General features: G+C 73.6%; 21 protein-coding genes. 10 read left to right on the top strand and 11 right to left on the bottom strand.

The genetic code is table 11. The features are described 5' to 3' along the window. Nucleotides 1-12: 12 nt before the first annotated feature. Complete coding sequence (locus ABT345_RS29390) at nucleotides 13-936, bottom strand: hypothetical protein (protein WP_345086977.1); 924 nt, start codon at nucleotides 934-936, stop codon at nucleotides 13-15. A gap of 195 nt (nucleotides 937-1131) precedes the next feature. Between ABT345_RS29390 and ABT345_RS29385 the strand changes: the two genes are divergently transcribed. Both ABT345_RS29385 and ABT345_RS29380 read left to right on the top strand, forming a co-directional pair. Next, on the top strand, nucleotides 1132-1326 hold the full coding sequence (locus ABT345_RS29385) for a DUF3046 domain-containing protein (RefSeq protein WP_030288116.1): 195 nt from the start codon (nucleotides 1132-1134) through the stop codon (nucleotides 1324-1326). A 78-nt stretch (nucleotides 1327-1404) separates the two neighbouring features. Continuing rightward, nucleotides 1405-2643, top strand: coding sequence for an AI-2E family transporter (locus tag ABT345_RS29380; RefSeq protein WP_345086975.1), 1239 nt, complete (start codon nucleotides 1405-1407; stop codon nucleotides 2641-2643). A 17-nt stretch (nucleotides 2644-2660) separates the two neighbouring features. On the opposite strand, the gene ABT345_RS29375 is transcribed toward ABT345_RS29380, so the two are convergent. Continuing rightward, on the bottom strand, nucleotides 2661-3122 hold the full coding sequence (locus ABT345_RS29375) for a MarR family winged helix-turn-helix transcriptional regulator (RefSeq protein WP_345086973.1): 462 nt from the start codon (nucleotides 3120-3122) through the stop codon (nucleotides 2661-2663). Between the two features lie 84 nt (nucleotides 3123-3206). Here ABT345_RS29375 and ABT345_RS29370 point away from each other — a divergent pair, with 84 nt between their 5' ends. Beyond that, nucleotides 3207-3578, top strand: a complete 372-nt coding sequence (locus ABT345_RS29370; protein ID WP_345086970.1) for a VOC family protein — start codon at nucleotides 3207-3209, stop codon at nucleotides 3576-3578. A gap of 118 nt (nucleotides 3579-3696) precedes the next feature. On the opposite strand, the gene ABT345_RS29365 is transcribed toward ABT345_RS29370, so the two are convergent. Further along, nucleotides 3697-4422: a class I SAM-dependent methyltransferase gene (locus ABT345_RS29365; protein ID WP_345086968.1), complete on the bottom strand. Its 726-nt coding sequence runs from the start codon at nucleotides 4420-4422 to the stop codon at nucleotides 3697-3699. Between the two features lie 330 nt (nucleotides 4423-4752). Between ABT345_RS29365 and recA the strand changes: the two genes are divergently transcribed. Next, the gene (gene recA, locus ABT345_RS29360; protein ID WP_345086966.1) at nucleotides 4753-5871 is read left to right on the top strand and encodes a recombinase RecA; all 1119 of its coding nucleotides are present in this window, start codon (nucleotides 4753-4755) and stop codon (nucleotides 5869-5871) included. Between the two features lie 6 nt (nucleotides 5872-5877). After that, nucleotides 5878-6510 (top strand): recombination regulator RecX, encoded by a 633-nt coding sequence (gene recX / locus ABT345_RS29355; protein WP_345086964.1) that lies wholly within the window; start codon nucleotides 5878-5880, stop codon nucleotides 6508-6510. Nucleotides 6511-7036: 526 nt separating this feature from the next. Here recX and ABT345_RS29350 read toward each other — a convergent pair. From ABT345_RS29350 to ABT345_RS29320, 7 genes are all read right to left on the bottom strand, one after another. Then, a complete protein-coding gene (locus tag ABT345_RS29350; RefSeq protein ID WP_345086962.1) occupies nucleotides 7037-7438 on the bottom strand; it encodes a rhodanese-like domain-containing protein in 402 nt (133 codons plus the stop codon). A gap of 286 nt (nucleotides 7439-7724) precedes the next feature. Beyond that, nucleotides 7725-8267 carry a cupin domain-containing protein gene (locus tag ABT345_RS29345; protein WP_345086960.1) on the bottom strand — a complete coding sequence of 181 codons (543 nt, stop codon included), beginning with the start codon at nucleotides 8265-8267 and terminating at the stop codon, nucleotides 7725-7727. 160 nt (nucleotides 8268-8427) lie between these two features. Further along, complete coding sequence (locus ABT345_RS29340) at nucleotides 8428-10227, bottom strand: FAD-dependent monooxygenase (protein WP_345086958.1); 1800 nt, start codon at nucleotides 10225-10227, stop codon at nucleotides 8428-8430. A gap of 180 nt (nucleotides 10228-10407) precedes the next feature. After that, nucleotides 10408-11328: an amino acid ABC transporter permease gene (locus ABT345_RS29335; protein ID WP_345086956.1), complete on the bottom strand. Its 921-nt coding sequence runs from the start codon at nucleotides 11326-11328 to the stop codon at nucleotides 10408-10410. A gap of 73 nt (nucleotides 11329-11401) precedes the next feature. Further along, a complete protein-coding gene (locus ABT345_RS29330; RefSeq protein WP_345086954.1) occupies nucleotides 11402-12049 on the bottom strand; it encodes an amino acid ABC transporter permease in 648 nt (215 codons plus the stop codon). A 191-nt stretch (nucleotides 12050-12240) separates the two neighbouring features. Further along, nucleotides 12241-13158 carry a glutamate ABC transporter substrate-binding protein gene (locus tag ABT345_RS29325; protein WP_345086952.1) on the bottom strand — a complete coding sequence of 306 codons (918 nt, stop codon included), beginning with the start codon at nucleotides 13156-13158 and terminating at the stop codon, nucleotides 12241-12243. Between the two features lie 57 nt (nucleotides 13159-13215). Beyond that, nucleotides 13216-14001 (bottom strand): amino acid ABC transporter ATP-binding protein, encoded by a 786-nt coding sequence (locus ABT345_RS29320; RefSeq protein ID WP_345086950.1) that lies wholly within the window; start codon nucleotides 13999-14001, stop codon nucleotides 13216-13218. A 338-nt stretch (nucleotides 14002-14339) separates the two neighbouring features. On the opposite strand from ABT345_RS29320, the gene ABT345_RS29315 reads away from it, so the two are divergent. From ABT345_RS29315 to ABT345_RS29300, 4 genes are all read left to right on the top strand, one after another. Next, a complete protein-coding gene (locus ABT345_RS29315; protein WP_345086948.1) occupies nucleotides 14340-15074 on the top strand; it encodes a response regulator transcription factor in 735 nt (244 codons plus the stop codon). Between the two features lie 16 nt (nucleotides 15075-15090). Then, nucleotides 15091-16506 (top strand): sensor histidine kinase, encoded by a 1416-nt coding sequence (locus ABT345_RS29310; protein WP_345086946.1) that lies wholly within the window; start codon nucleotides 15091-15093, stop codon nucleotides 16504-16506. Nucleotides 16507-16732: 226 nt separating this feature from the next. Then, nucleotides 16733-16936, top strand: a complete 204-nt coding sequence (locus ABT345_RS29305; protein ID WP_030288153.1) for a cold-shock protein — start codon at nucleotides 16733-16735, stop codon at nucleotides 16934-16936. Nucleotides 16937-17171: 235 nt separating this feature from the next. Continuing rightward, nucleotides 17172-18599, top strand: coding sequence for a DEAD/DEAH box helicase (locus ABT345_RS29300; RefSeq protein ID WP_345086944.1), 1428 nt, complete (start codon nucleotides 17172-17174; stop codon nucleotides 18597-18599). A 56-nt stretch (nucleotides 18600-18655) separates the two neighbouring features. Here the strand turns inward: ABT345_RS29300 and ABT345_RS29295 are convergent, their stop codons facing one another. Beyond that, nucleotides 18656-19681: a TAXI family TRAP transporter solute-binding subunit gene (locus ABT345_RS29295; RefSeq protein WP_345086941.1), complete on the bottom strand. Its 1026-nt coding sequence runs from the start codon at nucleotides 19679-19681 to the stop codon at nucleotides 18656-18658. Nucleotides 19682-20034: 353 nt separating this feature from the next. On the opposite strand from ABT345_RS29295, the gene ABT345_RS29290 reads away from it, so the two are divergent. After that, nucleotides 20035-21480, top strand: a complete 1446-nt coding sequence (locus ABT345_RS29290) for an FG-GAP-like repeat-containing protein (RefSeq protein WP_345086939.1) — start codon at nucleotides 20035-20037, stop codon at nucleotides 21478-21480. Nucleotides 21481-21618: the final 138 nt, after the last annotated feature.

Raw genomic sequence — 21618 nt, 5'->3', positions numbered from 1 at the left:
CGCCGTCCCCGCTCAGCCCGGCGGCCGCCCGTGCGCCCGCAGCGTCAGCAGGGCCCGCAGCGTGACGACCGGGCGGCTCTCCGCCGCGGTGCCCGGCGGCCGGACGTACGCGTCGGCGGGCCAGCCGCCGTCGCCCTGCTGCAGCGAGGCGAGATGGTCCAGCGACCGCGCCAGCTCCGCGTCCGTGAACCAGCCGCGGGCGAGCGATCCGGGCGTCGCCGCGTAGTCGTACGCGAAGTGGTGCTCCCCGGGCACGTACCCCGGGGCGAGCGGGGCGTCCGCGGCCCGCGCCGGATCGAGGACGACCAGGCCCCGCTCCCGTACGAGGGTGCCCAGGCGGTGTGCGGCGGCCGCGGCGCGGGGGCGGTCCGGGACGCCCTCCAGGAAGGCGAGCGCCGCCCGGACCTCGTAGGGATGGGTGTCCGTCAGGGCGTCCACGGCGGCCCAGCAGTACTCCGTGGCCCGGAACAGCCACGCGTGCCAGGCGTCGTTGCGGTGCAGCACGCCCACCACGGGCCCGGTGGCCAGCAGGGAACTGGGCGGATCGCCGGTGGCCGGCAGCCACGGCGCCACCGGGTACCCGTGCGCCGGCGGACGCAGCGCGGGCAGCGCCCCGTCCCGGGTCGAGATCCGCGTCAGATAGCGGCAGACGTGCTCGATGTGACGGCTGTCGCAGCGCCCGATGCGGTCCAGCACCCCCAGGGCGTGCGCGGTGTGCAGCGGCTGGCTGGCCGGACCGCGCAGCTCCGGCTCCAGGGCGTGGCCGTACCCGCCGTCGTCGTTGCGGTACGCGGCGAGCGCCCGCTCCACCGGGGTGTCACCGCCGCCCAGGAAGTGGAACGCGAAGAGCCGCTGTTCGAGCACCCGGGCGGTGAGCCACACGAAGCGCTCGGCACGGGCCAGCGGGGACGGCGACGGGCTTGCGGTTTCGGCCATGCCCCGCACCGTAGGGCCGGATCACGCCCCGGCGCACCGCACCGGGGCCCACGCCCTCCCAGGGCGGGACACCAAGGGCGCCGGATTGACGGCGACGCGCCCCGCCGGGGAGGGCATACGCTGCGGGGAGCACGGTGCCGCTCCGGCCGCGGACCTGCGGACGGACGGGGCCGGGGCCATGAGGAGACGGGATTCATGAGGCTGACGGATTTCTGGCAGCGGATGGCGGACCACTTCGGACCGGCGTACGCCGACTCCTTCGCCCGCGATCACGTGATGTCCGGCCTCGGGGGCCGCACCGTCCACGAGGCGCTGGCGGCGGGCTGGAGCGCCAAGGAGGTGTGGCGGGTGGTCTGCGTCACCATGGACGTACCGGACGAGCGCCGCTGACCGCCCCGCCGCGGGTGGACCGTGGCCGAACCCCGGGGGACGGCCGGGAACGCCGTACGGGTGAGCGACACTGGGCCGGTGCCCGCGAATGAAGACACGCTCAGCGACGACCGACGACCTTCCCAGCCGCCGGACGCGCGGATGCCGCGCTGGCTGCCGCGCGCCATGGTGCTGGCGCTCGCGCTGGTGGCCTGTTTCCAGCTCGCCAGCTGGGGATTCCACCAGCTCGTCGGCCTGCTGCTGAACATCCTGATCGCCTTCTTCCTCGCGCTGGCCGTCGAGCCCGCGGTGGACTGGATGGCGGCCCGGGGCGTCCGGCGCGGCCTCGCCACCGGCGCGGTCTTCCTCGGCATCCTCGTCGCCGCGGCGGGCTTCTTCGCGCTCCTGGGTTCGATGGTCGCGGGCCAGATCGCGACCATGGTCGAGGAGTTCCCGCAGTACCTGGACTCCGTGATCAGCTGGGCGAACAGCACCTTCCACACCCATCTGTCGCGGCTGGAGGTGCAGAACAACCTCCTCAACTCCGACTGGCTGCAGAAGTACGTCCAGGACAGCGCCAACAACGTCCTCGCCGTCTCCGCGACGGTGCTGGGCAGCCTGTTCAACCTGCTGACGGTGGCGCTGTTCTCGTTCTACTTCGCGGCCGACGGCCCCCGGTTGCGCCGCGCGCTGTGCTCCGTGCTGCCGCCGAGCCGCCAGGCGGAGGTGCTGCGCGCCTGGGAGATCGCGGTCGCCAAGACGGGCGGCTACCTCTACTCGCGCGGCCTGATGGCGCTGATCTCCGGGTTCGCCCACTACGTCCTGCTGGAGATCCTCGGGGTGCCCTACGCGCCGGCGCTGGGCGTCTGGGTCGGCCTGGTCTCGCAGTTCATCCCGACCATCGGCACGTATCTCGCAGGGGCCCTGCCCATTCTGATCGCCTTCACCGTCGACCCCTGGTACGCGCTGTGGGTCTTCGCGTTCGTCGTGGTCTACCAGCAGTTCGAGAACTACCTGCTGCAACCGCGGATCACCGCGCGCACGGTCGACATCCACCCCGCCGTCGCCTTCGGCTCCGTCATCGCGGGAACGGCGCTGATGGGCGCCGTCGGCGCGCTGATCGCGATCCCCGCGACGGCGACCCTGCAGGCGTTCTTGAGCGCGTACGTCAAGCGGTACGAGGTGACCGACCCGAGGGCCCACGGCGGCCACCGTTCCCGCCGCGCCGCCCAGGCGCTGGCCCGGGTCCGGCGGGGACTGCACCGCGACGGCCCCGAGGGGCCGAAGGCACCGGGGGACGAGTCGGCGGGAGAGGACGAGCAGACCGGGCGCTCCTAGGCGCACGGGGCGCCGGGTCACTCCTCCAGGGCCGCCGCGATGAGGTCGAGGTCGGTCAGGAGCGCGGTGACGCGCCGGGGCGGCAGCGCGTCGGTCATGCGCTGTTCGACGGCGTGGACGGCGGCCTGCACCGTGGCCAGCCGGGCCCGCCCCTCGTCGGTGAGGCGGGCGGGCCGGGCCCGCCCGTGATCGGCGGTGGCGGGGCGGGTGATCAGCCCGGCGTCCTGGAGCCCCCGCAGGACGACGTTGCCGGACTGCCGGGTGACGAAGGTCGCGCGGGCGAGGTCGGCGTTGGACATCCCGGGGTGCAGCGCCAGCAGCTCCAGCGTGGAGTACTGCGGCACGGTCAACCCGTGCTCGCGCAGCACCTTGTCCATGGCGCCGCGCAGGGCCGCCTGGGCGCGTTTGAGCAGATAACCCAGGTGGTGGGTGATGTCGTCCGCGGGGTGGGACGGCTCCGGTGGCACACTCTCTTTCATGTCAGCATTTTGACATGCCTGTCGGGCGGGCCCTAGCCTCCCCCATGTCAAAATCCTGACATGAAAGCGAGTTGAGGAAAAACCATGTCTGTTGCCGTCGACGGCCCCGGCTTCGTCGCCCTGCAGGTCCGTGACGTGGAGGCCGCAGCCGCCTTCTGCGAGCGCCACCTGGGATGGCGCCGCTCCCCGTCCTCGCCGTCCCATGCGGTCGTCTTCGACACCGCACCGATCCCGTTCGCGGTCCGCGAGGTGTTCCCGGATGTCGACCTCACCGACGCCGCACGGCCGGGCCTCGGCGTGGTGCTCTGGTTCCGCACCCCGGACGCCCAGCAGCTCCACGACCGCCTCGCCGCCGCCGGCGTCACGATCCTGACGCCGATGGCGGACAGCCCCTTCGGGCCGATGTTCTCCTTCGAGGGTCCGGAGGGGTACCGGCTCACGGCGCACGGAGGGTGAGTGAGGGCCGGGCGGCCGGCGGGCGGTTCGCCGCGTGGGGAGGTGGGCGGACGTGCTGCGCCAGGCGCGGGGCGCGATCCTGCGCCGTCGGGCCCGGGGCGGTGCGAACTGGCGGAGATCAGCGGCGCCGGGCCAGGAAGACGAACTCCCTCCCCGGGCGGTCGGGGGCGCCGCGCACGTCCTCGACCACGTAGCCGTGCGTGACCAGATCCCTCTCGACCTCGTCCCGCTCCCGGAAGCGCAGCGTCGAATCCGAGGTCAGCACCTGCCCGTCCGCGGCGAACACATAGGTCCAGCGGAACGTCACCAGAGGGCGGCGCACCTCGACCAGCTGGACCCAGCTCTCGACGGAGCCGACGCCCGGTACCTCCGTCACGCGGTGGGAGTTCTCGCGGGTCCACCCTTCCCAGGCGCGTTCGGCCGGATCGCGGGTCTCGAAGACCAGGTGCCCGCCGGGCCGCAGCGCGTCGTGGGCTCCTCGCAGCGTCTGCCGCCATGCCCGCGGATCGGCGATGGCCTGGGCGACGTTCGCCGTCATCGTCGCCAGGTCGACCCGCAGCGGCGGGAGGTCTGCGGCATCGCCGCAGATCCAGCGCAGGCGCCCGCTGCCCGGTTTGGCCCGGGCGACGTCGAGGGACGCCCGGGCGGGATCGACGCCGACGACCTCGATCCCGCGGTCGGCCAGGAGGAGGGCGAAGGTGCCTGTGCCGCAGCCGATGTCCAGCACCCGGCGTGCCCCGAGGTCCTCCGCGATCCGGAGGTAGGCGTCGAGATCGCTGCGGTCGGGGTCGAGCGGATCGTGGAGCGCGGCGAGCCGTGGATGCGCGAAGCAGTCGTCAGCCATGCGGCCGAACGTAGGCAGGGCCGGGTCCGGACGGCCACCGGGTTTCGCCGGTGGCCGGCACTCCGCCGGGCGCCGGTGCTCCGGGCCGGTCTGCCTTCGGCGGCGCAGGGCAGGGCGTACGGGACGACGGCGGACCGGCCGCATGATCCGCTTGACAGCAAAATCGAACATCTATTCTCATGAGGGTCCGACCTGTACGCCGGAGCGAAAGTCCCGGGGCTTCATCGCCGAGTTGTCCACAGGCCGGAGCCGGGTCCGGGCGCATTGTCAGTGGCAGGCGTTAGCGTCGTGGACGTGAAGCGATCGACTCAAGCAAATCGGGTGGAACCCATGGCAGGCACTGACCGCGAGAAGGCGCTCGACGCCGCGCTCGCACAGATTGAACGGCAATTCGGCAAGGGCGCCGTGATGCGCATGGGGGAGCGGCCGAACGAACCCATCGAGGTCATCCCCACCGGGTCGACCGCGCTCGACGTGGCGCTGGGTGTCGGCGGTATCCCTCGCGGCCGCGTGGTGGAGGTCTACGGACCGGAGTCCTCCGGTAAGACGACCCTGACCCTGCACGCGGTGGCCAACGCCCAGAAGGCCGGCGGCTCCGTGGCGTTCATCGACGCCGAGCACGCGCTCGACCCCGAGTACGCCAAGAAGCTCGGCGTGGACACGGACGCACTGATCCTGTCCCAGCCGGACAACGGTGAGCAGGCCCTGGAGATCACGGACATGCTGGTCCGCTCCGGCGCCCTCGACCTCATCGTCATCGACTCCGTCGCGGCCCTGGTGCCGAAGGCGGAGATCGAGGGTGAGATGGGTGACTCGCACGTCGGTCTCCAGGCCCGGCTGATGAGCCAGGCGCTGCGCAAGATCACCAGCGCGCTCAACCAGTCCAAGACCACCGCGATCTTCATCAACCAGCTCCGCGAGAAGATCGGCGTGATGTTCGGCTCGCCGGAGACCACGACCGGTGGCCGCGCCCTGAAGTTCTACGCCTCGGTGCGCATCGACATCCGCCGTATCGAGACCCTCAAGGACGGCACGGAGGCGGTCGGTAACCGCACCCGCTGCAAGGTGGTCAAGAACAAGGTGGCCCCGCCCTTCAAGCAGGCCGAGTTCGACATCCTCTACGGCCAGGGCATCAGCCGTGAGGGCGGCCTGATCGACATGGGCGTGGAGCACGGGTTCATCCGCAAGTCGGGTGCCTGGTACACGTACGAGGGCGATCAGCTCGGCCAGGGCAAGGAGAACGCCCGCAACTTCCTCAAGGACAACCCGGACCTCGCCAACGAGGTCGAGAAGAAGATCAAGGAGAAGCTGGGCATCGGCGTCAAGCCGCAGGACCCGGCGGCGGAGCCGGGCCCGGACGCCGCGGGGCCGGCCGAGCCCGCGAAGTCGGTTCCGGCGCCCGCGGCCAAGGGCGCCAAGGGTGCCAAGGCCGCCGCGGCCAAGAGCTAGTCCGCCATGACGCGGCGAACGGAATGGCCCGACGGCGGCGGTCACGCCACGGGCGGTGCCGGACACCGTAAGGGCCGTGGTGGCCGTGACGACAGCGGTGACCCCTCCCCGTCGAGGGCCGGGCAGGGGTCTCCGCGGACGCCCGAGGAGCAGGCACGGGCGATATGCCTGCGCCTGCTCACCGGGTCACCGCGCACCCGCAGCCAGCTCGCGGACGCCCTGCGCAAGCGGGACATCCCCGAGGAGGCTGCGGAGGAGGTGCTCTCCCGCTTCGTGGAGGTCGGGCTCATCGACGACACGGCGTTCGCCGATGCGTGGGTGGAGTCCCGGCACCACGGGCGGGGCCTGGCCCGGCGGGCGCTCGCCCGCGAGCTGCGGACCAAGGGCGTGGAGTCCGAGGTCATCGACCAGGCGATCGGCCGCCTCGATCCCGAGCAGGAGGAGGCCACCGCCCGGGAGCTGGTCGAGCGCAAGCTCCGCAGCACCCGGGGCCTGGACCGCGACAAGCGGCTGCGCCGGCTCGCCGGAATGCTGGCCCGCAAGGGCTACTCCGAGGGCCTGGCCCTGCGGGTGGTCCGCCAGGCACTGGAGGAGGAAGGGGAGGACTCCGCACTGCTGGAGCAGTGGGCACAGGAGTAGCGGTGCGGTGATGGGGCGGAGACCGCGCCGCGCCGCGCACGGACGGCCGCCCCGGCCCGCACCGGCCGCCCCGGCCCGCCGCTCCCCGGCGTGCCCCGCACCGGCCGCCTCGGCGCGCCCCGCTCCCCGGCGTGCCCCCGCGCCGGGGCCTGTCACATCTCCGGCTCCCGGCCGTCCGGTGCCGGATTCAGGGCCACAGCGAGCACGGGTAGACCCGCGCGGTCCGGGCCGGCCCCGCGTGCGACCAGCGAATGCCGGGGCATGGCGTCGGCGCGGGCTGGAGTAGGCCGGAGCAGATCCGTGTCCGACCAAGAAAAGCCGAGGCGCGGCCGGAGCACCGCCGGCGCAGGCCCGGCCAGTCCTGATCAGCACAGTCCTGACCGGCACAGCCCGGGCCCGAGCCGGCGGCACAGCCCGGGCCCGAGCCGGCGGCACAGCCCGGGCCCGAGCCGGCGGCACAGCCCGGGCCCGAGCCGCCGTCACAGCCCGGGCCGCCCGACCGGTGGCGCGGCCGGGCGCTTTCCCATCAGCCGGTGGCGGGTGGCGCCGTGCCGGGGGTGACGGGGAGGCCCGCGGCGCGCCAGGCCTGGAAGCCGCCGATCAGATCGGTGGCACGGTGCAGCCCCAGCTGATGGAGGGAGGCGGCGGCGAGGCTCGACGCGTACCCCTCGTTGCACACGACGACGGTGTGCAGATCGTGGCCGGTCGCCTCCGGGGCGCGGTGGTCACCCGTCGGGTCGAGGCGCCACTCCAGCTCGTTGCGTTCCACGATCAGTGCGCCGGGGATGGTGCCGTCGCGGGCGCGCAGCGCCGCGTAGCGGATGTCGACGAGGAGGCCGCCCGCCCGCTGTACCGCCGCCGCCTGAGCGGGGTCCAGCCGCTGCAGCCGGGACCGGGCCTGCGCCAGCAGGGTGTCGATGGCGCTCAACTGCCCACCTCCGCCTTCCCGTGGTGAATCCGCGGTCGCCGCGATGCCTCCGTGGCTCCGCCCGATCCGTCGCGTACCCCGGTCCGGGGCCCGGCACCGCCCCCGGACCGCGGGCCGGCCCGGTGCCCGTCCCGCGGGGCGGGACGGCTCGACGCCCCGCAGCCAGCCGGGCGTTCGGTCCGCAGCCCGGTCCGGCACGCGGCCCGCCGGGCCGTACGGCTCGACGCTCCCCACCCGGCCCGGCCCCCGGACCGATCCCCGGACCGCGCCCCGTACGCCCCCGCGCTCATCCCCAGTCCTCCGGACGTTCGACCGTTTCGAGGCGGAGGAGGGGACCGGTGCGGCTGTAGCGCCGCATCAGGGGGAGGGGCGGGTGGTACGCGTGCACCGAGATGGCGTGGGTGGCGGGCGAGGCGTTCCGTACCTGGTGGACGTGGTGCGGGCCGAAGGCGCGGCCCCGGCCGTCGGTCAGGACGTGGGTGCGGTCGACGCCGTCGGCCAGATGCAGCACCGTCCAGCCCTCGGTGGGGAGCTGGACGGTGAGGGAGTCCTCCGTCAGTGCGCCGGTGGCCGCGGCGAAGGCGCCGCGGGAGCCGCCGTGGTCGTGCCAGCCGGTGCCGGTGCCGGGCGGCCAGCCGATCAGCCAGGCCTCGCTGCCGTCCGGGCCGTCCAGCCGCAGCCAGGTGCGGCCCTCGGGATCGAGCGGGAGGGAGGCGATGAGGGCGGGGTCCGCGGCGGTGCGGCGGACGAAGTCGAGGAGTTCACCGGCGCTCGGACCGCCCGTGGGCGGGGCGGTCCGAGGGCGGGCAGAAGTGGGGAGAGCGGGCACGGGAGACCGTCCTGAGTGATCGCGAAGAGACGCGCTCGCCACGGCCGGACGGCCGGGAGCGCGCGGGGGAGGAACTGCGGATCAGCAGGACGGACGACAGGTGCAGCCCGCGTAGCGGAGCAGGTCGAGATGGACCCTCCGCCAAAAACGCGCGCCGTGATCAGTCACGTTCGGAGTGAAACACGGACGTTCCCACAGGGTCAACAGGGTCAACCACGGGTTCCGCGCCCGGAGAACCGCCGTCCGCCCCGTCGCCGGCGGGCGCGTCCCCGCCCCCGTCCGGCGGCTGGTGTGCCGCCCCGCCGGAGGCGCCGCCGCGTACCGCGTCCGCGCAGGCGTACAGCTCGGCCGGGCGGACGCCGGACATCGCGGTGACCAGATGGCCGTCCGGGCGCACCAGCAGCACGGTGTGCGCGGCCGCCCCCGGGTACTCCTCGGCGACCAGGACCTCGGTGGCGAGCGGCAGCCCCTCGGCGGCGCCGGTCAGCCGCGGCATCAGCCCGGCGGTCCGCCAGTGCCGCGGCTCCCACACCCCCGTACCGGGCGCGACGAGCACCAACAGCAGCCCCCGGCCCAGCCGTTCGCGCAGCGTGACCACCGCGCCGTCGACGCCGGTCACCGGGACGTCGGCGACCGGCGCGCCGGGCAGCGTGCCCACCGGCGTCGCCGCGGTGTGCGCCGGGGCCGGGGCGAGCGGCGAACGGGTGTGGGCCGGCGGCGCCCCCAGCGGACCCCGCCCCAGATGACCGTCGGTCAAGAGCACGGAGCCGCCGCGTGCCGCGCCCGGCAGCGCGCGCCGCAGCCGGCCCGCACCGCCGTCCCGCAGCAGCGGAAGTGCCTGGTCGGCGGCGCGCAGCCGGGCGGCCACCGCGCCGCGCCGCTCGGCCTGGTAGCTGTCCAGCAGCGTCTCGGACGCCCCGTGGTGCCAGGCGAGCGCCAGCTTCCAGGCGAGGTTCTCGGCGTCCCGCAGCCCCTCGTCGAGGCCCTGCGTCCCGAGCGCGCCGAGCAGATGGGCCGCATCCCCGGCGAGGAAGGCACGCCCGTGCCGCCAGCGCCGCGCGAGCCGGTGGTGGACGGTGTGGACGCCGGTGTCGAGGAGTTCGTACGGCGGTACGGGGCGGGCCTGACCGCGGCCGCGGGGCGGTCGCGGAACGGCCTCGGCGCCGGCCGACGGGGCCGGTTCGGCGGCCCAGCCCGCCAGCGAATCGCGGATCCGGGCCACCAGCGCGTCCGGGGTGACCAGATCGCGGCCCGGCGGCAGCAGCCAGTCCAGCCGCCACACCCCGTCCGGCAGCGGCCGGGCGCAGAACTCCGTGGCGCCGTGCCGCCCGGGGGCGCGGTGCAGCAGCGCCTCGCCGGGCCAGGGCAGTTCCGCGCGCACGGCGGCGACCGCGTGCCGCTCGACGGAGGTGCGGCCCGGGAAGCGGATCTCCAGCAGCTTGCGGACGGTGGAGCGCGGACCGTCGCAGCCGATCAGAAAACTCCCGCGCCACCAGGTGCCGCCGGGGCCGCGGGTGTGGGCGCTGACGCCGCCGGCGTCCTGCTCCAGCTCCACCAGGCGGCTGCCGCCGACGATCCGGGCCAGCTCCTCGCCCTCCAGCGCGGTGCGGAGCGCGCCGGTCAGCGCGTGCTGCGGGAGGTGGACGGGCGAGGCGGGCGCGTCGCCGGCGCCGGAGGCCTCGGTGCCGCCGGGGCCGAACTCCACGCGCTCCATCAGGCGCCGCCGGCGCACCGTACGCCAGGCGGCCCAGCGGGTGCCGGCCGAGGCGAGCGCGGGGGCGCAGCCCAGCCGCGCCACGTACCCGGCGGTGTCCTCGCGCAGCACCGCGGTGCGGGCCGGGCGGACGGGCTCCGGGCCGGTGGCGTCGTCGAGGACGACGGACGGGACGCCCAGGCGGGCGAGCGAGAGGGAGAGGGCGAGGCCGACCGGGCCCGCCCCCACGACGATCACCGGGTCCACGAGGTGGCTCCCCGGCCCCGCAGGGGCGAAGCGGCGGTTCGGGAACTGGCAGTTGAAGCCCGGTGCGTGATCACACAGCGTATGCAACCCACTGCGGCCGCCCGCGTCAAGTGACCGGGGCGGCGCCCCGCCCCGCCGCCACCCCCGCGCACCTCGTCCTCTCCGTCGCCGAGCGGCCGGTCACGGCATGGCGGCCGGGTCCTTGCCGGTGTCGGCCGCGGCGGCCGGATCACCTGCGGGAGCGGCGGTGGCCGGGGCCACACCGGTCTTCGCGCGGCGGCCGCGCCGCTCGATCCAGGTGGCCAGACCGGACAGCGCCAGGCACATCGCGACGTAGATGACGCCCGTCACGATGATGACCGGAACGTAGGTGTCCGAGCCGTTCACGATGATGTTGGTGCTCATCTGGCGGGCGGTGTAGAGGAGTTCCTCGAACGTGATGATGTACCCGAGGGAGGTGTCCTTCAGCGTCACCACCAGCTGGCTGATGATCGTCGGCAGCATGGCCCGCACCGCCTGCGGGATCAGCACCGTCGTCATGACCTGAGTCTTGCGCATGCCCAGCGCGTACGCCGCCTCGCTCTGCCCGCGCGGCACCGCCACGATGCCCGCGCGCAGCACCTCGGCCTGCACCGAGCCGTTGTACGCGGTCAGGCCCACCACCAGCGCCCAGAACTGCGGTCCGTTGCCGGACAGGCCGAGCAGGTCGCGGTTGGCGAGGAGGATCACCCACAGCACGTAGATGGTGATCAGCAGCGGGATGGCGCGGAAGAGTTCGACGAAACCGGTCGCCAGCCAGCGCACCGGCTTGTGGTCGGAGAGCCGTGCCACGGCCAGCAGCACGCCCAGTGCCAGCGAGAGGACCGCGGCGACCGCGAAGACCTCCAGCGTGGTCAGCACGCCGTCGCGCAGATTGGTCCGCACGTCCGCGTAGTTGAAGATGTTCCACATCTCGGGCTTGAACTGGCCCTTGGCGTTGAGCCGTTCGATGACGAAGGCGATCAGGGCGACCACCGCCACCGCGCCGGCGATGCTGTACAGGCGGTTGCGCGCCTTCGTCTTCGGACCCGGTGCGTCGTAGAGAACGCTGGCGCCGCTCATGCCGATACCTCGCTTCGATCCGCCCCGCCTGCGCGCGGCACCCACGTCGTACTGATCCGCCGTCCGGCCCCGCTCACCGGGCCACCCCCATCCGCCGCTCCAGCACCCGGAAGAGGCCGCTGATCGCGAAGGTGATGACGAGGTAGGCCAGGGCGATCCACAGGAAGATCCAGCCGATGGCGAAGCCCTTGTCGCTCAGCAGCTTCGAGACGTTGAACAGCTCGGTCACGCTGAAGGCGCCCGCGATGGCGGAGTTCTTCGTCAGCGCGATGAAGATGGAGCTGAGCGGCGGCAGCACCGTGCGGGTGGCCTGCGGCAGCACGATCATCCGCAGCGTCTGGGAGAACGTCATGCCCAGCGAGCGGGCAGCCTCCGCCTGCCCGATCGGCACCGTCGAGATGCCCGAGCGCACCGCCTCGCACACGAACGACGAGGTGTAGAAGCCCAGCGCCAGCGTCGCCAGCACGAACGGGCTGGTGCCGGGGAAGAGGATCTGCGGCACGACGAAGAAGGCGACGAGGAAGAGCAGGGTGAGCGGGGTGTTCCGCAACACCGTGACCCAGGCCGTCCCGAACGCCCGCAGCGGCGGGATCGGGGAGACCCGGAAGCCGGCTATGAGGAGGCCGAGCACCAGCGCCAGCAGCGCGCTGGCCGCGGTGATCGCCAGGGTTCCGAGGAAGCCGTCACGGAACTCGGGAAGATGATCGAGGAGTACGTTCATGGGGTCTCCGCGGTTGCGGTCGGGTCGGCGGCGGGAAGGGGGCGGGGCCCGCGCGGCGGACGGCAGCGCGCCCCGCACACCCGGCGCGGCGGGCGTACGGGGCGCAGCCCTGGCAGTGCGGTGGAGGGCGCGTCCGCCCGCCCCGGTGGACGGGCGGACGCGGATCACCTCCGAAGCGGGGCGCGAGCGCGTCAGCCTCGCGGAAGCGGCAGCTCCGGCGCGGTGTCGCCGGTGAACGGCGAACCGGACTTGCCCAGCGTGCCCTCGTACGCCTTCTTGTAGTCGCCGTTCTTGATGTGCTTCTCCAGCGCATCGGTGATCGCGCCCTGCAGCGCCTTGTCGCCCTTCTTCAGGCCGACGCCGTACGGCTCCTTGGTGAACGGCTTGTCGACGACCCGCAGCTTGTCCTTGCGCTGCGCGGCGTAGCCCTTGAGGATCGCGTCGTCGGTGGTGACGGCCGAGACCTGGCCGTCGAGCAGCGACTTGACGCAGTCCGAGTACTTCGACAGCTCGATGGTCTCGGCGCCGTACTTCGGCTTCTTGATCTCCTGCAGCGGCGTGGAGCCGACGATCGAGCAGACCTTCTTGCCGCGCAGCGACATCGGACCGGTGATCGACTTGTCGTCGCGGGCCACCAGCAGGTCGGCACCCGCGGTGTAGTACGGCCCGGCGAAGTCGACCTGCTGCTTGCGCTCCTCGTTGATCGTGTACGTACCGACGTAGAAGTCGACCTGGCCCTTGGAGATGGTGGTCTCACGGACGTTGGAGTCGATCGTCTTGAAGACGATCTCCTTGTCGGAGAACCCGAGGTCGGCGGCGACCATCTTCGCGATCTCGATGTCGAAGCCGGTGTACTTGCCCGACGTGTCCTTGAAACCGAGGAACGGCTGGTCGGCCTTGACGCCGATGGTGATCTGGTGCGCCTTCTGGGCCTTCTGCAGCACGGGGGAGTCGACCTTGACGCCGGACGCGGGCTTGTAGGTGCCGCTGTAGACATCGCCGCCGGCCGGCTTGTCGCCCGCCGTGCCCGACTCGCCGCCGCACGCCGTCGCCGTCGCCGAAAGCGCGAGCACCGCCGCGCACGCCGTGGCCGTCTTACGCATCCTCATGGTGAAAGTCCTTTGTCTGCAACAGGTGTTGACGGTCATCGTGGCCCGACCGCGGATTCAGTGGTGCAGGATCTTCGAAAGGAAGTCCTTCGCGCGGTCGCTGCGCGGATTGTTGAAGAACTGGTTCGGCTCCGCTTCCTCGATGATCCGGCCGTCGGCCATGAACACCACGCGGTTGGCGGCGGAGCGGGCGAAGCCCATCTCGTGGGTGACGACGACCATCGTCATGCCGTCCCGGGCGAGCTGCTGCATGACCTCAAGGACCTCGTTGATCATCTCCGGGTCCAGCGCCGACGTCGGCTCGTCGAACAGCATGACCTTGGGGTCCATGGCCAGCGCGCGGGCGATGGCCACCCGCTGCTGCTGACCGCCCGACAGCTGCGCGGGGTACTTGTCCGCCTGGGTGCCCACGCCCACCCGGTCCAGCAGGGCGCGCGCCTTCTTCTCGGCGGCCGCCTTGTCCGTGCGGCGGACCTTGGTCTGGCCCAGGACCACGTTCTCCAGCACCGTCTTGTGCGCGAAGAGGTTGAAGGACTGGAAGACCATGCCGACATCGGCACGGAGCCTGGCCAGTTCCCGGCCCTCCTGCGGCAGCGGCTTGCCGTCGATGGTGATGGCGCCGCTGTCGATCGTCTCCAGGCGGTTGATCGTGCGGCACAGCGTCGACTTGCCGGACCCGGAGGGCCCGATCACCACGACGACCTCACCGCGGTGGATCGTCAGATCGATGTCCTGGAGCACGTGCAACGCGCCGAAGTGCTTGTTGACGTTGTCCAGCACGACCAACTGGTCCCCGGCCGGTGCGGGGGCCTCGGTGCTCCCGGTCCCCGATACTTCGCTCATCGGCGTGTAGCTCCGTCCTCCTCGGTTGCCAGGACATTAGGACGGCCTGCGACCTGCGTCATTACATCTGAGGGGAACTTGAGCATCACGATCCGGCCGCGACGGCCGGAACCCGCTGTCCCGCTTCGGGGACACGGGCGCACGGGGCGCCCGCACGGTGCGCCGCTCCGTCCCCCGCGCCCCGGAGCCGTCCCGGTGTCCCCGGGCGTACCGGCTGCGTAACGGATGGCCTCCGGGACATTGCAGGCTCTTGACGTGCACACCGTTCATCGCCGTAGATGCCGTGTGGTTCCCGCACACCGTCCCCGCATGCCGTCACCGAGGAGGAGGCCGCGCCGATGAGACTGCTGCTCGTCGAGGACGACGACCATGTCGCCGCCGCCCTGTCCGCGGTGCTCGGCCGGCACGGCTTCGCCGTCGTGCACGCCCGCAACGGCGAGGAGGCCCTCCAGGCGCTCCTGCCCGACCACGACGAACCGTTCGCGGTGGTCCTGCTCGATCTCGGCCTGCCCGACCAGGACGGCTTCGAGGTCTGCGGCCGCATCCGCCGGATCCGCGCCGTGCCCGTCATCATGGTCACCGCGCGCGCCGACGTCCGCTCCCGCATCCACGGCCTCAACCTCGGCGCCGACGACTACGTCGTCAAGCCCTACGACACCGGCGAACTCCTCGCCCGCATCCACGCCGTCAGCCGCCGCGGCGTGCCCGGCCCCGCCGAGGCGCGCACCGAGGAGAGCGGCCCCGACGACGCGCTGCGGCTGGGCGCCGTCACCGTGGAACTCCCCACCCGCCAGGTCTCGGTGGACGGCACGGCCGTCCCGCTGACCCGTAAGGAGTTCGACCTCCTCGCCCTGCTCGCCCAGCGCCCCGGGGTGGTCTTCCGGCGGGAGCAGATCATCAGCGAGGTGTGGCGCACCAGCTGGGAGGGGACCGGCCGGACGCTGGAGGTGCACATCGCCTCGCTCCGCGCCAAGCTGCGGATGCCCGCGCTCATCGAGACCGTCCGCGGCGTCGGCTACCGCCTCGTCGCCCCCGCCGCGCCGGTGCGCCCGCCCGTCTCCCCGGCCGGCTGAGGGACCCGGCAGGTCCGTGCGTACCCGACTCCTCCCCCTCCTCATCGTCCTGCTCGCCGGGGTGCTGCTCGCCCTCGGCATCCCGCTCGCGGTGATCACCGCCGGTGTCGAGCAGCAGAAGGTGGTCATCGACCGCATCGACGACGCGGCGCGGTTCGCCTCCCTCGCGCAGTTCGTCACCGACCGCTCCGCCAGCCGGGCGCCCGGCGGCGAGGGCGAACGCCGCGCCACCCTCGCCGCGGAACTCGCCCGCTACCACGACCTCTACGGCATCCGGGCCGGCGTCTTCCACCGCGACCGCACCCCGATGGCCGTCGCCCCGGACGACTGGCGCGTGGCGTGGGACGGCACGGGCGCCCAGGCGTTCAAGGAGGCGCTGGCCGGGTACCGCAGCCACGACCCCGACCAGATCTGGCCCTGGGACGACACCGGCCGCATCCCGGTCGCCTCGCCCGTCATCCGCGACGGCGACGTGGTCGCGGTCGTCGTCACCGACTCGCCCACCGGGCAGCTGCGCCACCGCATCCTGCGCGGCTGGCTGCTGATCGCCGCCGGGGAGTGCGCGGCGATGCTCGCCGCCGTCGCCGCCGCGTTCCGCCTCACCGGCTGGGTGCTGCGGCCGGTGCGGGTGCTCGACGCGGCCAGCCACGACATCGCCACCGGCCGGATGAAGTCCCGGGTCGCCCCCACCGCCGGACCGCCCGAACTGCGGCGCCTGGCCCGCTCGTTCAACGAGATGGCCGACCATGTCGAGGACGTCCTCGAACAGCAGCGCGCCTTTGTCGCGGACGCCTCCCACCAGCTGCGCAACCCGCTCTCCGCACTGCTGCTCCGCATCGAACTGCTCGCCCTGGAACTCCCCGAGGGCAACGCGGAGATCGCCTCCGTACGCACCGAGGGCAAGCGGCTCGCCCGCGTCCTGGACGACCTCCTCGACCTCGCGCTCGCCGAGCACGCCGCGGCCGACCTCCAGCTCACCGACATCGCCGCGCTCGCCGCCGAGCGGGTCGGCTCCTGGCGCCCGCTCGCCGACGACAAGGGCGTGCGCCTGACGTACGAGGGGCATGCCGCCGTCACCGGCTGGGCCGACCCGGTCGCCCTCTCCAGCGCCCTCGACGCGATCGTCGACAACGCCCTGAAGTTCACCCCGCCCGGCGGCCCCGTCACCGTCTCCGTCACCCCGCGCGGCAACGGCGTACGGATCACCGTCGCCGACGGCGGACCCGGTCTCGCCGCCGACGAGCTGGCCCGGATCGGCGACCGGTTCTGGCGCAGCGGCCGCCACCAGAACGTCTCCGGCTCGGGGCTGGGCCTGTCGATCAGCCGCGCCCTGCTCGCCGCGGGCGGCGCCACCCTGCGCTTCGCCCCGCAGGTGCCGCACGGCCTCCAGGTGCGGGTGACGGTGCCGCGGGACGCACCGCACGAGGGGTGAGCGGGGCGCCACGGGGCGGGGCCTTCCGCGCCGCACGGGGGGCGGTCCCGGTCTGTGCTACTGTGAACGACGTTGCAGTTGTGGTACCCATGAACGTCGTGTGCGCCCGGAGGCTGGTAGCCCCGGGCGTTCCGTGTTTTTACCGGAATCCTCCGGTGTCGGGCACTCATCTCGGCGACAGGGAGTCCGCGCAGTGCGGGCTCCGTGCCCCATGAAGGAGAAAATTATGGCTTCCGGCACCGTGAAGTGGTTCAACTCGGAAAAGGGCTTCGGCTTCATCGAGCAGGACGGCGGCGGCCCCGACGTCTTCGCCCACTACTCGAACATCCAGGCCCAGGGCTTCCGTGAGCTCCTCGAGGGTCAGAAGGTCTCCTTCGACGTGACCCAGGGCCCGAAGGGCCCGCAGGCGGAGAACATCATCCCCGCCTGACGCTCACGCGTCTCGCGGACGGGGCCCGCACCGGCCAGCCGGTGCGGGCCCCGTCCCGTCTTGGCGGGGCACCGGGCGCCGTCGCCCCGCCCGCCGCACCGGCGGACGGCGCGGCTGCCGCGACCGCACCGGCCCCGCCCCACCGCGCACCCGTACGCCTCGTGTCCCGAGTGCCGTCCCACGGGGGAGTGCGCGGTCACCACGACCACGCCTCACCCGACCCGAAGGGCCTTCAGTGACACGAGCGACCGCACCGCGACGCAGCGCCGCCCCCCGCACGTCCCCCCGGACGCCCGCCCCCGCCCGGACGCCCGCCCCCGCGCCGGTGGCCTCCTTCGAGGAGCTGCCGCTGGCCCCGGAGCTTCTGACCGCGCTGGGCGCGCAGGGAGTCACCGAACCGTTCCCCATCCAGGCGGCGACCCTGCCCGCGACGCTCGCCGGGCGCGACGTCCTCGGCCGGGGCCGCACCGGCTCGGGCAAGACCCTCGCCTTCGGCCTCGCGCTGCTCAGCCGCACCGCCGGCCGCCGCGCGGAGAGCAAGCGGCCGCTGGCGCTGGTGCTCGTTCCCACCCGCGAACTCGCCGGACAGGTCGCCGACGCACTCGGCCCGTACGCCAAGGCGGTCGGGCTGCGCACCACCACCGTCGTCGGCGGGACCTCGATCAACCGGCAGACCGACGCGCTGCGCCGCGGCGCCGAGGTGCTGGTCGCCACCCCCGGACGCCTCGCCGACCTTCTCGACCGCGGCGCCTGCGCCCTCGACCAGGTCGCCGTCACCGTCCTCGACGAGGCCGACCAGATGACCGACATGGGCTTCCTGCCGCAGGTCACCCGCCTCATGGAGAAGGTCGACCCGAACGGTCAGCGGATGCTGTTCTCCGCGACGCTCGACCGCAATGTCGACAAACTGGTCCGCCGCTTCCTCACCGACCCGGTCACCCACTCCGTGGACCCGTCGGCCGCCACCGTCACGACCATGGACCACCACGTCCTCTACGTCGCCGACACCGACAAGCGCGCCACCGCCACCGAGATCGCCGCCCGCGAGGGCCGCGTGATCATGTTCGTGGACACCAAGCGCGGCGCCGACCGGCTCACCAAGCACCTGCTCGGCCAGGGCGTCCGCGCCGCCGCGCTGCACGGCGGCAAGTCGCAGCCGCAGCGCAACCGCACCCTGGAGCAGTTCCGCACCGGCCACGCCACCGCGCTGATCGCCACCAACGTCGCGGCCCGCGGCATCCACATCGACGGCCTCGACCTCGTCGTCAACGTCGACCCGCCCACCGAGGCCAAGGACTACCTGCACCGCGGCGGCCGCACCGCGCGGGCCGGCGAGTCCGGCACCGTCGTCACGCTCGTCACCCCCGGCCAGCGCCGCGACATGACCCGGCTGATGCGCCAGGCGAAGATCGACCCGGACACCGCCACCGTCCGCCCCGGCGACGCCGAGCTGATACGGATCACCGGCGCCCGCACCCCCTCGGGCGAGCCGGTCCAGCTCGCGGCCCCCGCCCCGCAGCAGCCCGCCCGGCGGCGCCCCGCGGGCGGCGGACGGCGCAACCCCGCAGGCAGCGGCGGTGCGGGCGGCGGCGCGACGGGCAGCCGCCGCCGGCCGCGCCGCAGCCGCTCGGGCCGCCGCCCCGGCGGTACGCCCGCGGCCTGAGCCGATGCGCGGCCCGGCCCCCGGACTCCTCGGAGCCGGGCGCCGGGCCGCGCCGCTCAGGGCTTCTCGGACACGTAGTACCGCCGCGCGCCCCGGTGCAGCTCCAACGGATCGGTGAAGACCGCCGTCCGCAGGTCCACCTTCTGCGCGGCGTGCACCTCCTCGCCGATCGCGTCCCGGCTGCGTATCACCGTCCGGGTCATCGCCTCCGTCAGCACCGCGTCCTCCCGGTCGGTGGTGACCAGCAGATTGGCCACCGCGATCGTCTTCACGCCCTGGCCGTGCTGCGCCCGCGGATAGGCGTCGGCCGGCATCACGGCCTCCCGGTAGTAACGCGACTGCCCGCCCTGGCGGTGCAACGCGGCCGCCAGGTCGCCGAGTTGGACCAGGCGGACCGGGAACCGGGCTTCCAGGTGCTGCACCGCGCCGGTCGGCAGCCCGCCCGACCAGAAGAACGCGTCCAGCTTCCCGTGGCGCAGCAGCTCCGGCATGGTGTCGATGCCGACCCGCACCGCACGGATGTCGCGGTCGAAGTCCAGGCCCGCCGCCGCCATCAGCCGCCGGGTGATCAGCTGTACGCCCGAACCGTCGGCGCCCACGCCCACCCGCAGCCCGCGCAGATCCTTCGCGGAGCGCACCGGCGATCCCTCCGGCACGACCAGCTGCATGTAGTCGTCGTAGAGCCGGGCGCAGGCCCGCAGCGAGCGTGCGCCCGCCTCGCCGCGCTCCCGGTACGCGGCGACCGCATCGGCCGTGGCGATGGTGAAACCGGCGCGCCCGGAGGTGAGTTGGCGCAGGTTGTCCAGGGATCCCTCGCTGCGCGTCAGCCGGACGTCCAGCTGCGGCATGTCGCGGGCGAGGTCCTGTCGCAGCAGCTCGCCGTAGCGCGCGTACACGCCGGTGGGGACGCCCGTCGCCAGCGTCACGGTGCCGCGCGGGGACGGGGCGCCGCCCAGCGGCAGCAGCCACCACGCGAGCAGCGCGAGCGCCGCCGTGGCGCAGACCACGGCGGGCAGCGGGCGGCGCAGCGCCCCGGTCAGGCGGCGGGGGAGCGCGGAGAGCGACGGGATCGCCGGAAACATGACCGGAATCCTGCCAGGGCGTGTCCGGAAGGGGGAGGGGTGTGGAAAACCCGCGGCGCCGCCGCCGGCCCGCCCGCCGTACGGCCCGGGGCACCGCATTCCTCAACGCCCGTACGACAAAGGGCAATCACAAGGCAATCACAGAGCAATCACGAGGCAACGGGAATGCAACCGGCAGGGGTCCTTCCGCAGTCCCCGTAGGTGACCTCCCGCCGCCCCGGGGTGCGCCACCGGCCACGGAGCGCGGGACGGCATCCCCCTCGAAGGGGGACGGGGGCGGTGTCCGGCGGGCCCGGACACCGTACGAAGGCAGGCGTAGGGAATACGCGAACCACTGATCTCCAGGAGGCCGAGTGCGCAAGCGCACCAGGGGAGCGATAGCCGCAGGCGTGGGAGTCGTCGTCGTGGGGGCGCTCGCCGTCACCGCGGGCGCCGTCACGTCCGGCGGCAGCGATCCCGGCAGCACCCCCCGGGCAGCCGCCAAGAAGACCGCGTTGAAGGAGGACTTCAACGGCGACGGCTACAACGACCTCGTCATCGCCGCCCCCACGACGGGCGGTGACAACCCCGGGTACCTCACCGTGGTCTACGGCTCCGCACACGGGCTGGACCCGGCGACCCGCACCGTCATCAGCGCCAAGACGCCCGGCATCCCGTCCGTCCAGGGCGTCTTCGGCAGCGAACTCGTCGCCCGCGACCTGGACGGCGACGGGGTCACCGACCTCGCCGTCGTCGTGAAGTCCGGGACACAGGACACCGTGCTCGCCCTGTGGGGCACCAAGGGCAAGGGCCTGAGCGGCGAGGGCGCCGTCACGTTGGACCACGCCCGCAACATCGCGGGCGGCGACTTCAACGGCGACGGCCACCAGGACCTCTTCACCACCGCGTACATGGACGAGAAGCAGGCCAAGCTGCTCCAGGGTCCGTTCACCCGGGACGGCAAGCCCGCGCACGAGCAGACCGTGTCGGTGGCCGACGGCGACTCGGAGGTGCTGTCCGTGACCGCGGGCGACCTCAACGGTGACGGTGCCGACGACGTGTTCGTCGCCCGCTCCATGGAGGAGTCGTCCCGCCCCGGCGCCATCCTCCTCGGCGGCCCGAAGGGGCTGACCAAGCAGTCCGACAAGGGCCCGGAGGCGCTGCCCGCCACCATGGGCGACTTCAACGGCGACGGCCGCGCGGACCTCGCCTGGCGCGAGGCGCCGGGCGGCGTCATCGAGGGTCCCTGGGGCGACTCCGGCACCGTCAAGGTCCGCTACGGCACCGACTCCGGCCTCGGCAGCCGCACCGACACGTTCACCCAGGCCACGCCCGGCGTGCCCGGGGCGAACGAGGAGGGCGACGTCTTCGGCGCCTCCCTCACCGCCGGTGACACCGACGGCGACGGCCGCGACGAGCTGGCCGTCGGCGTGCCCGGCGAGGCCGTCGGCACCAAGAAGCAGGCCGGTTCGGTGGTGCTGCTCAAGGGCTCCGACAAGGGGCTGACCGGCACCGGCGCGGTCGCCTTCAGCCAGGACAGCCCCGGCGTGCCCGGTGTCGCCGAGGCGGGCGACATGTTCGGCGCCGGCGTGCGGCTGCTGGACGCCAACGGCGACGGCCACGCCGATCTGGCGGTCTCCGCGCCCGGTGAGAACGACCGGCACGGCGCCGTCTGGTCCGTGCCGTCCGGCGACCCGGCCCGCGGCGGCGTGACGTCCTTCGCCCCCGCCGACGTCGGCGCCCCGTCCTACCCCGCCCTCTTCGGCGACGTCTTCAGCGGCTCCACGCCGTCGCCCTGGTGGGGCCTCGACGAGAGCTGACACCCCCCCGTGCGCAGCGGCCCCCGCCCCGGACCAGGGCGGGGGCCGCTGCGCTCCGGGCCCCGGGGCGTCCCGGGTACCCGCACGGGGCGGGCCGCACGGGCCCCACCCCGTCGCCGTGGGAGAGCCGCCTCCCGC

It is taken from the genome of Streptomyces sp. NPDC000404 (assembly GCF_040300365.1).
Taxonomy (GTDB): Bacteria; Actinomycetota; Actinomycetes; order Streptomycetales; family Streptomycetaceae; genus Streptomyces; species Streptomyces ramulosus.
Note: the sequence above shows the minus strand (reverse complement) of the source record. Positions and strands in the feature narration are given on the sequence as shown.

Bases quoted from the DNA above. Each gene is read 5' to 3' on its own strand.
- ABT345_RS29390 (WP_345086977.1), bottom strand. From the start codon at position 936: ATGGCCGAAACCGCAAGCCCGTCGCCGTCCCCGCTGGCCCGTGCCGAG.
- ABT345_RS29385 (WP_030288116.1), top strand. From the start codon at position 1,132: ATGAGGCTGACGGATTTCTGGCAGCGGATGGCGGACCACTTCGGACCG.
- ABT345_RS29375 (WP_345086973.1), bottom strand. From the start codon at position 3,122: ATGAAAGAGAGTGTGCCACCGGAGCCGTCCCACCCCGCGGACGACATC.
- ABT345_RS29370 (WP_345086970.1), top strand. From the start codon at position 3,207: ATGTCTGTTGCCGTCGACGGCCCCGGCTTCGTCGCCCTGCAGGTCCGT.
- ABT345_RS29365 (WP_345086968.1), bottom strand. From the start codon at position 4,422: ATGGCTGACGACTGCTTCGCGCATCCACGGCTCGCCGCGCTCCACGAT.
- recA (WP_345086966.1), top strand. From the start codon at position 4,753: ATGGCAGGCACTGACCGCGAGAAGGCGCTCGACGCCGCGCTCGCACAG.
- recX (WP_345086964.1), top strand. From the start codon at position 5,878: ATGACGCGGCGAACGGAATGGCCCGACGGCGGCGGTCACGCCACGGGC.
- ABT345_RS29335 (WP_345086956.1), bottom strand. From the start codon at position 11,328: ATGAGCGGCGCCAGCGTTCTCTACGACGCACCGGGTCCGAAGACGAAG.
- ABT345_RS29330 (WP_345086954.1), bottom strand. From the start codon at position 12,049: ATGAACGTACTCCTCGATCATCTTCCCGAGTTCCGTGACGGCTTCCTC.
- ABT345_RS29325 (WP_345086952.1), bottom strand. From the start codon at position 13,158: ATGAGGATGCGTAAGACGGCCACGGCGTGCGCGGCGGTGCTCGCGCTT.
- ABT345_RS29320 (WP_345086950.1), bottom strand. From the start codon at position 14,001: ATGAGCGAAGTATCGGGGACCGGGAGCACCGAGGCCCCCGCACCGGCC.
- ABT345_RS29315 (WP_345086948.1), top strand. From the start codon at position 14,340: ATGAGACTGCTGCTCGTCGAGGACGACGACCATGTCGCCGCCGCCCTG.
- ABT345_RS29305 (WP_030288153.1), top strand. From the start codon at position 16,733: ATGGCTTCCGGCACCGTGAAGTGGTTCAACTCGGAAAAGGGCTTCGGC.
- ABT345_RS29295 (WP_345086941.1), bottom strand. From the start codon at position 19,681: ATGTTTCCGGCGATCCCGTCGCTCTCCGCGCTCCCCCGCCGCCTGACC.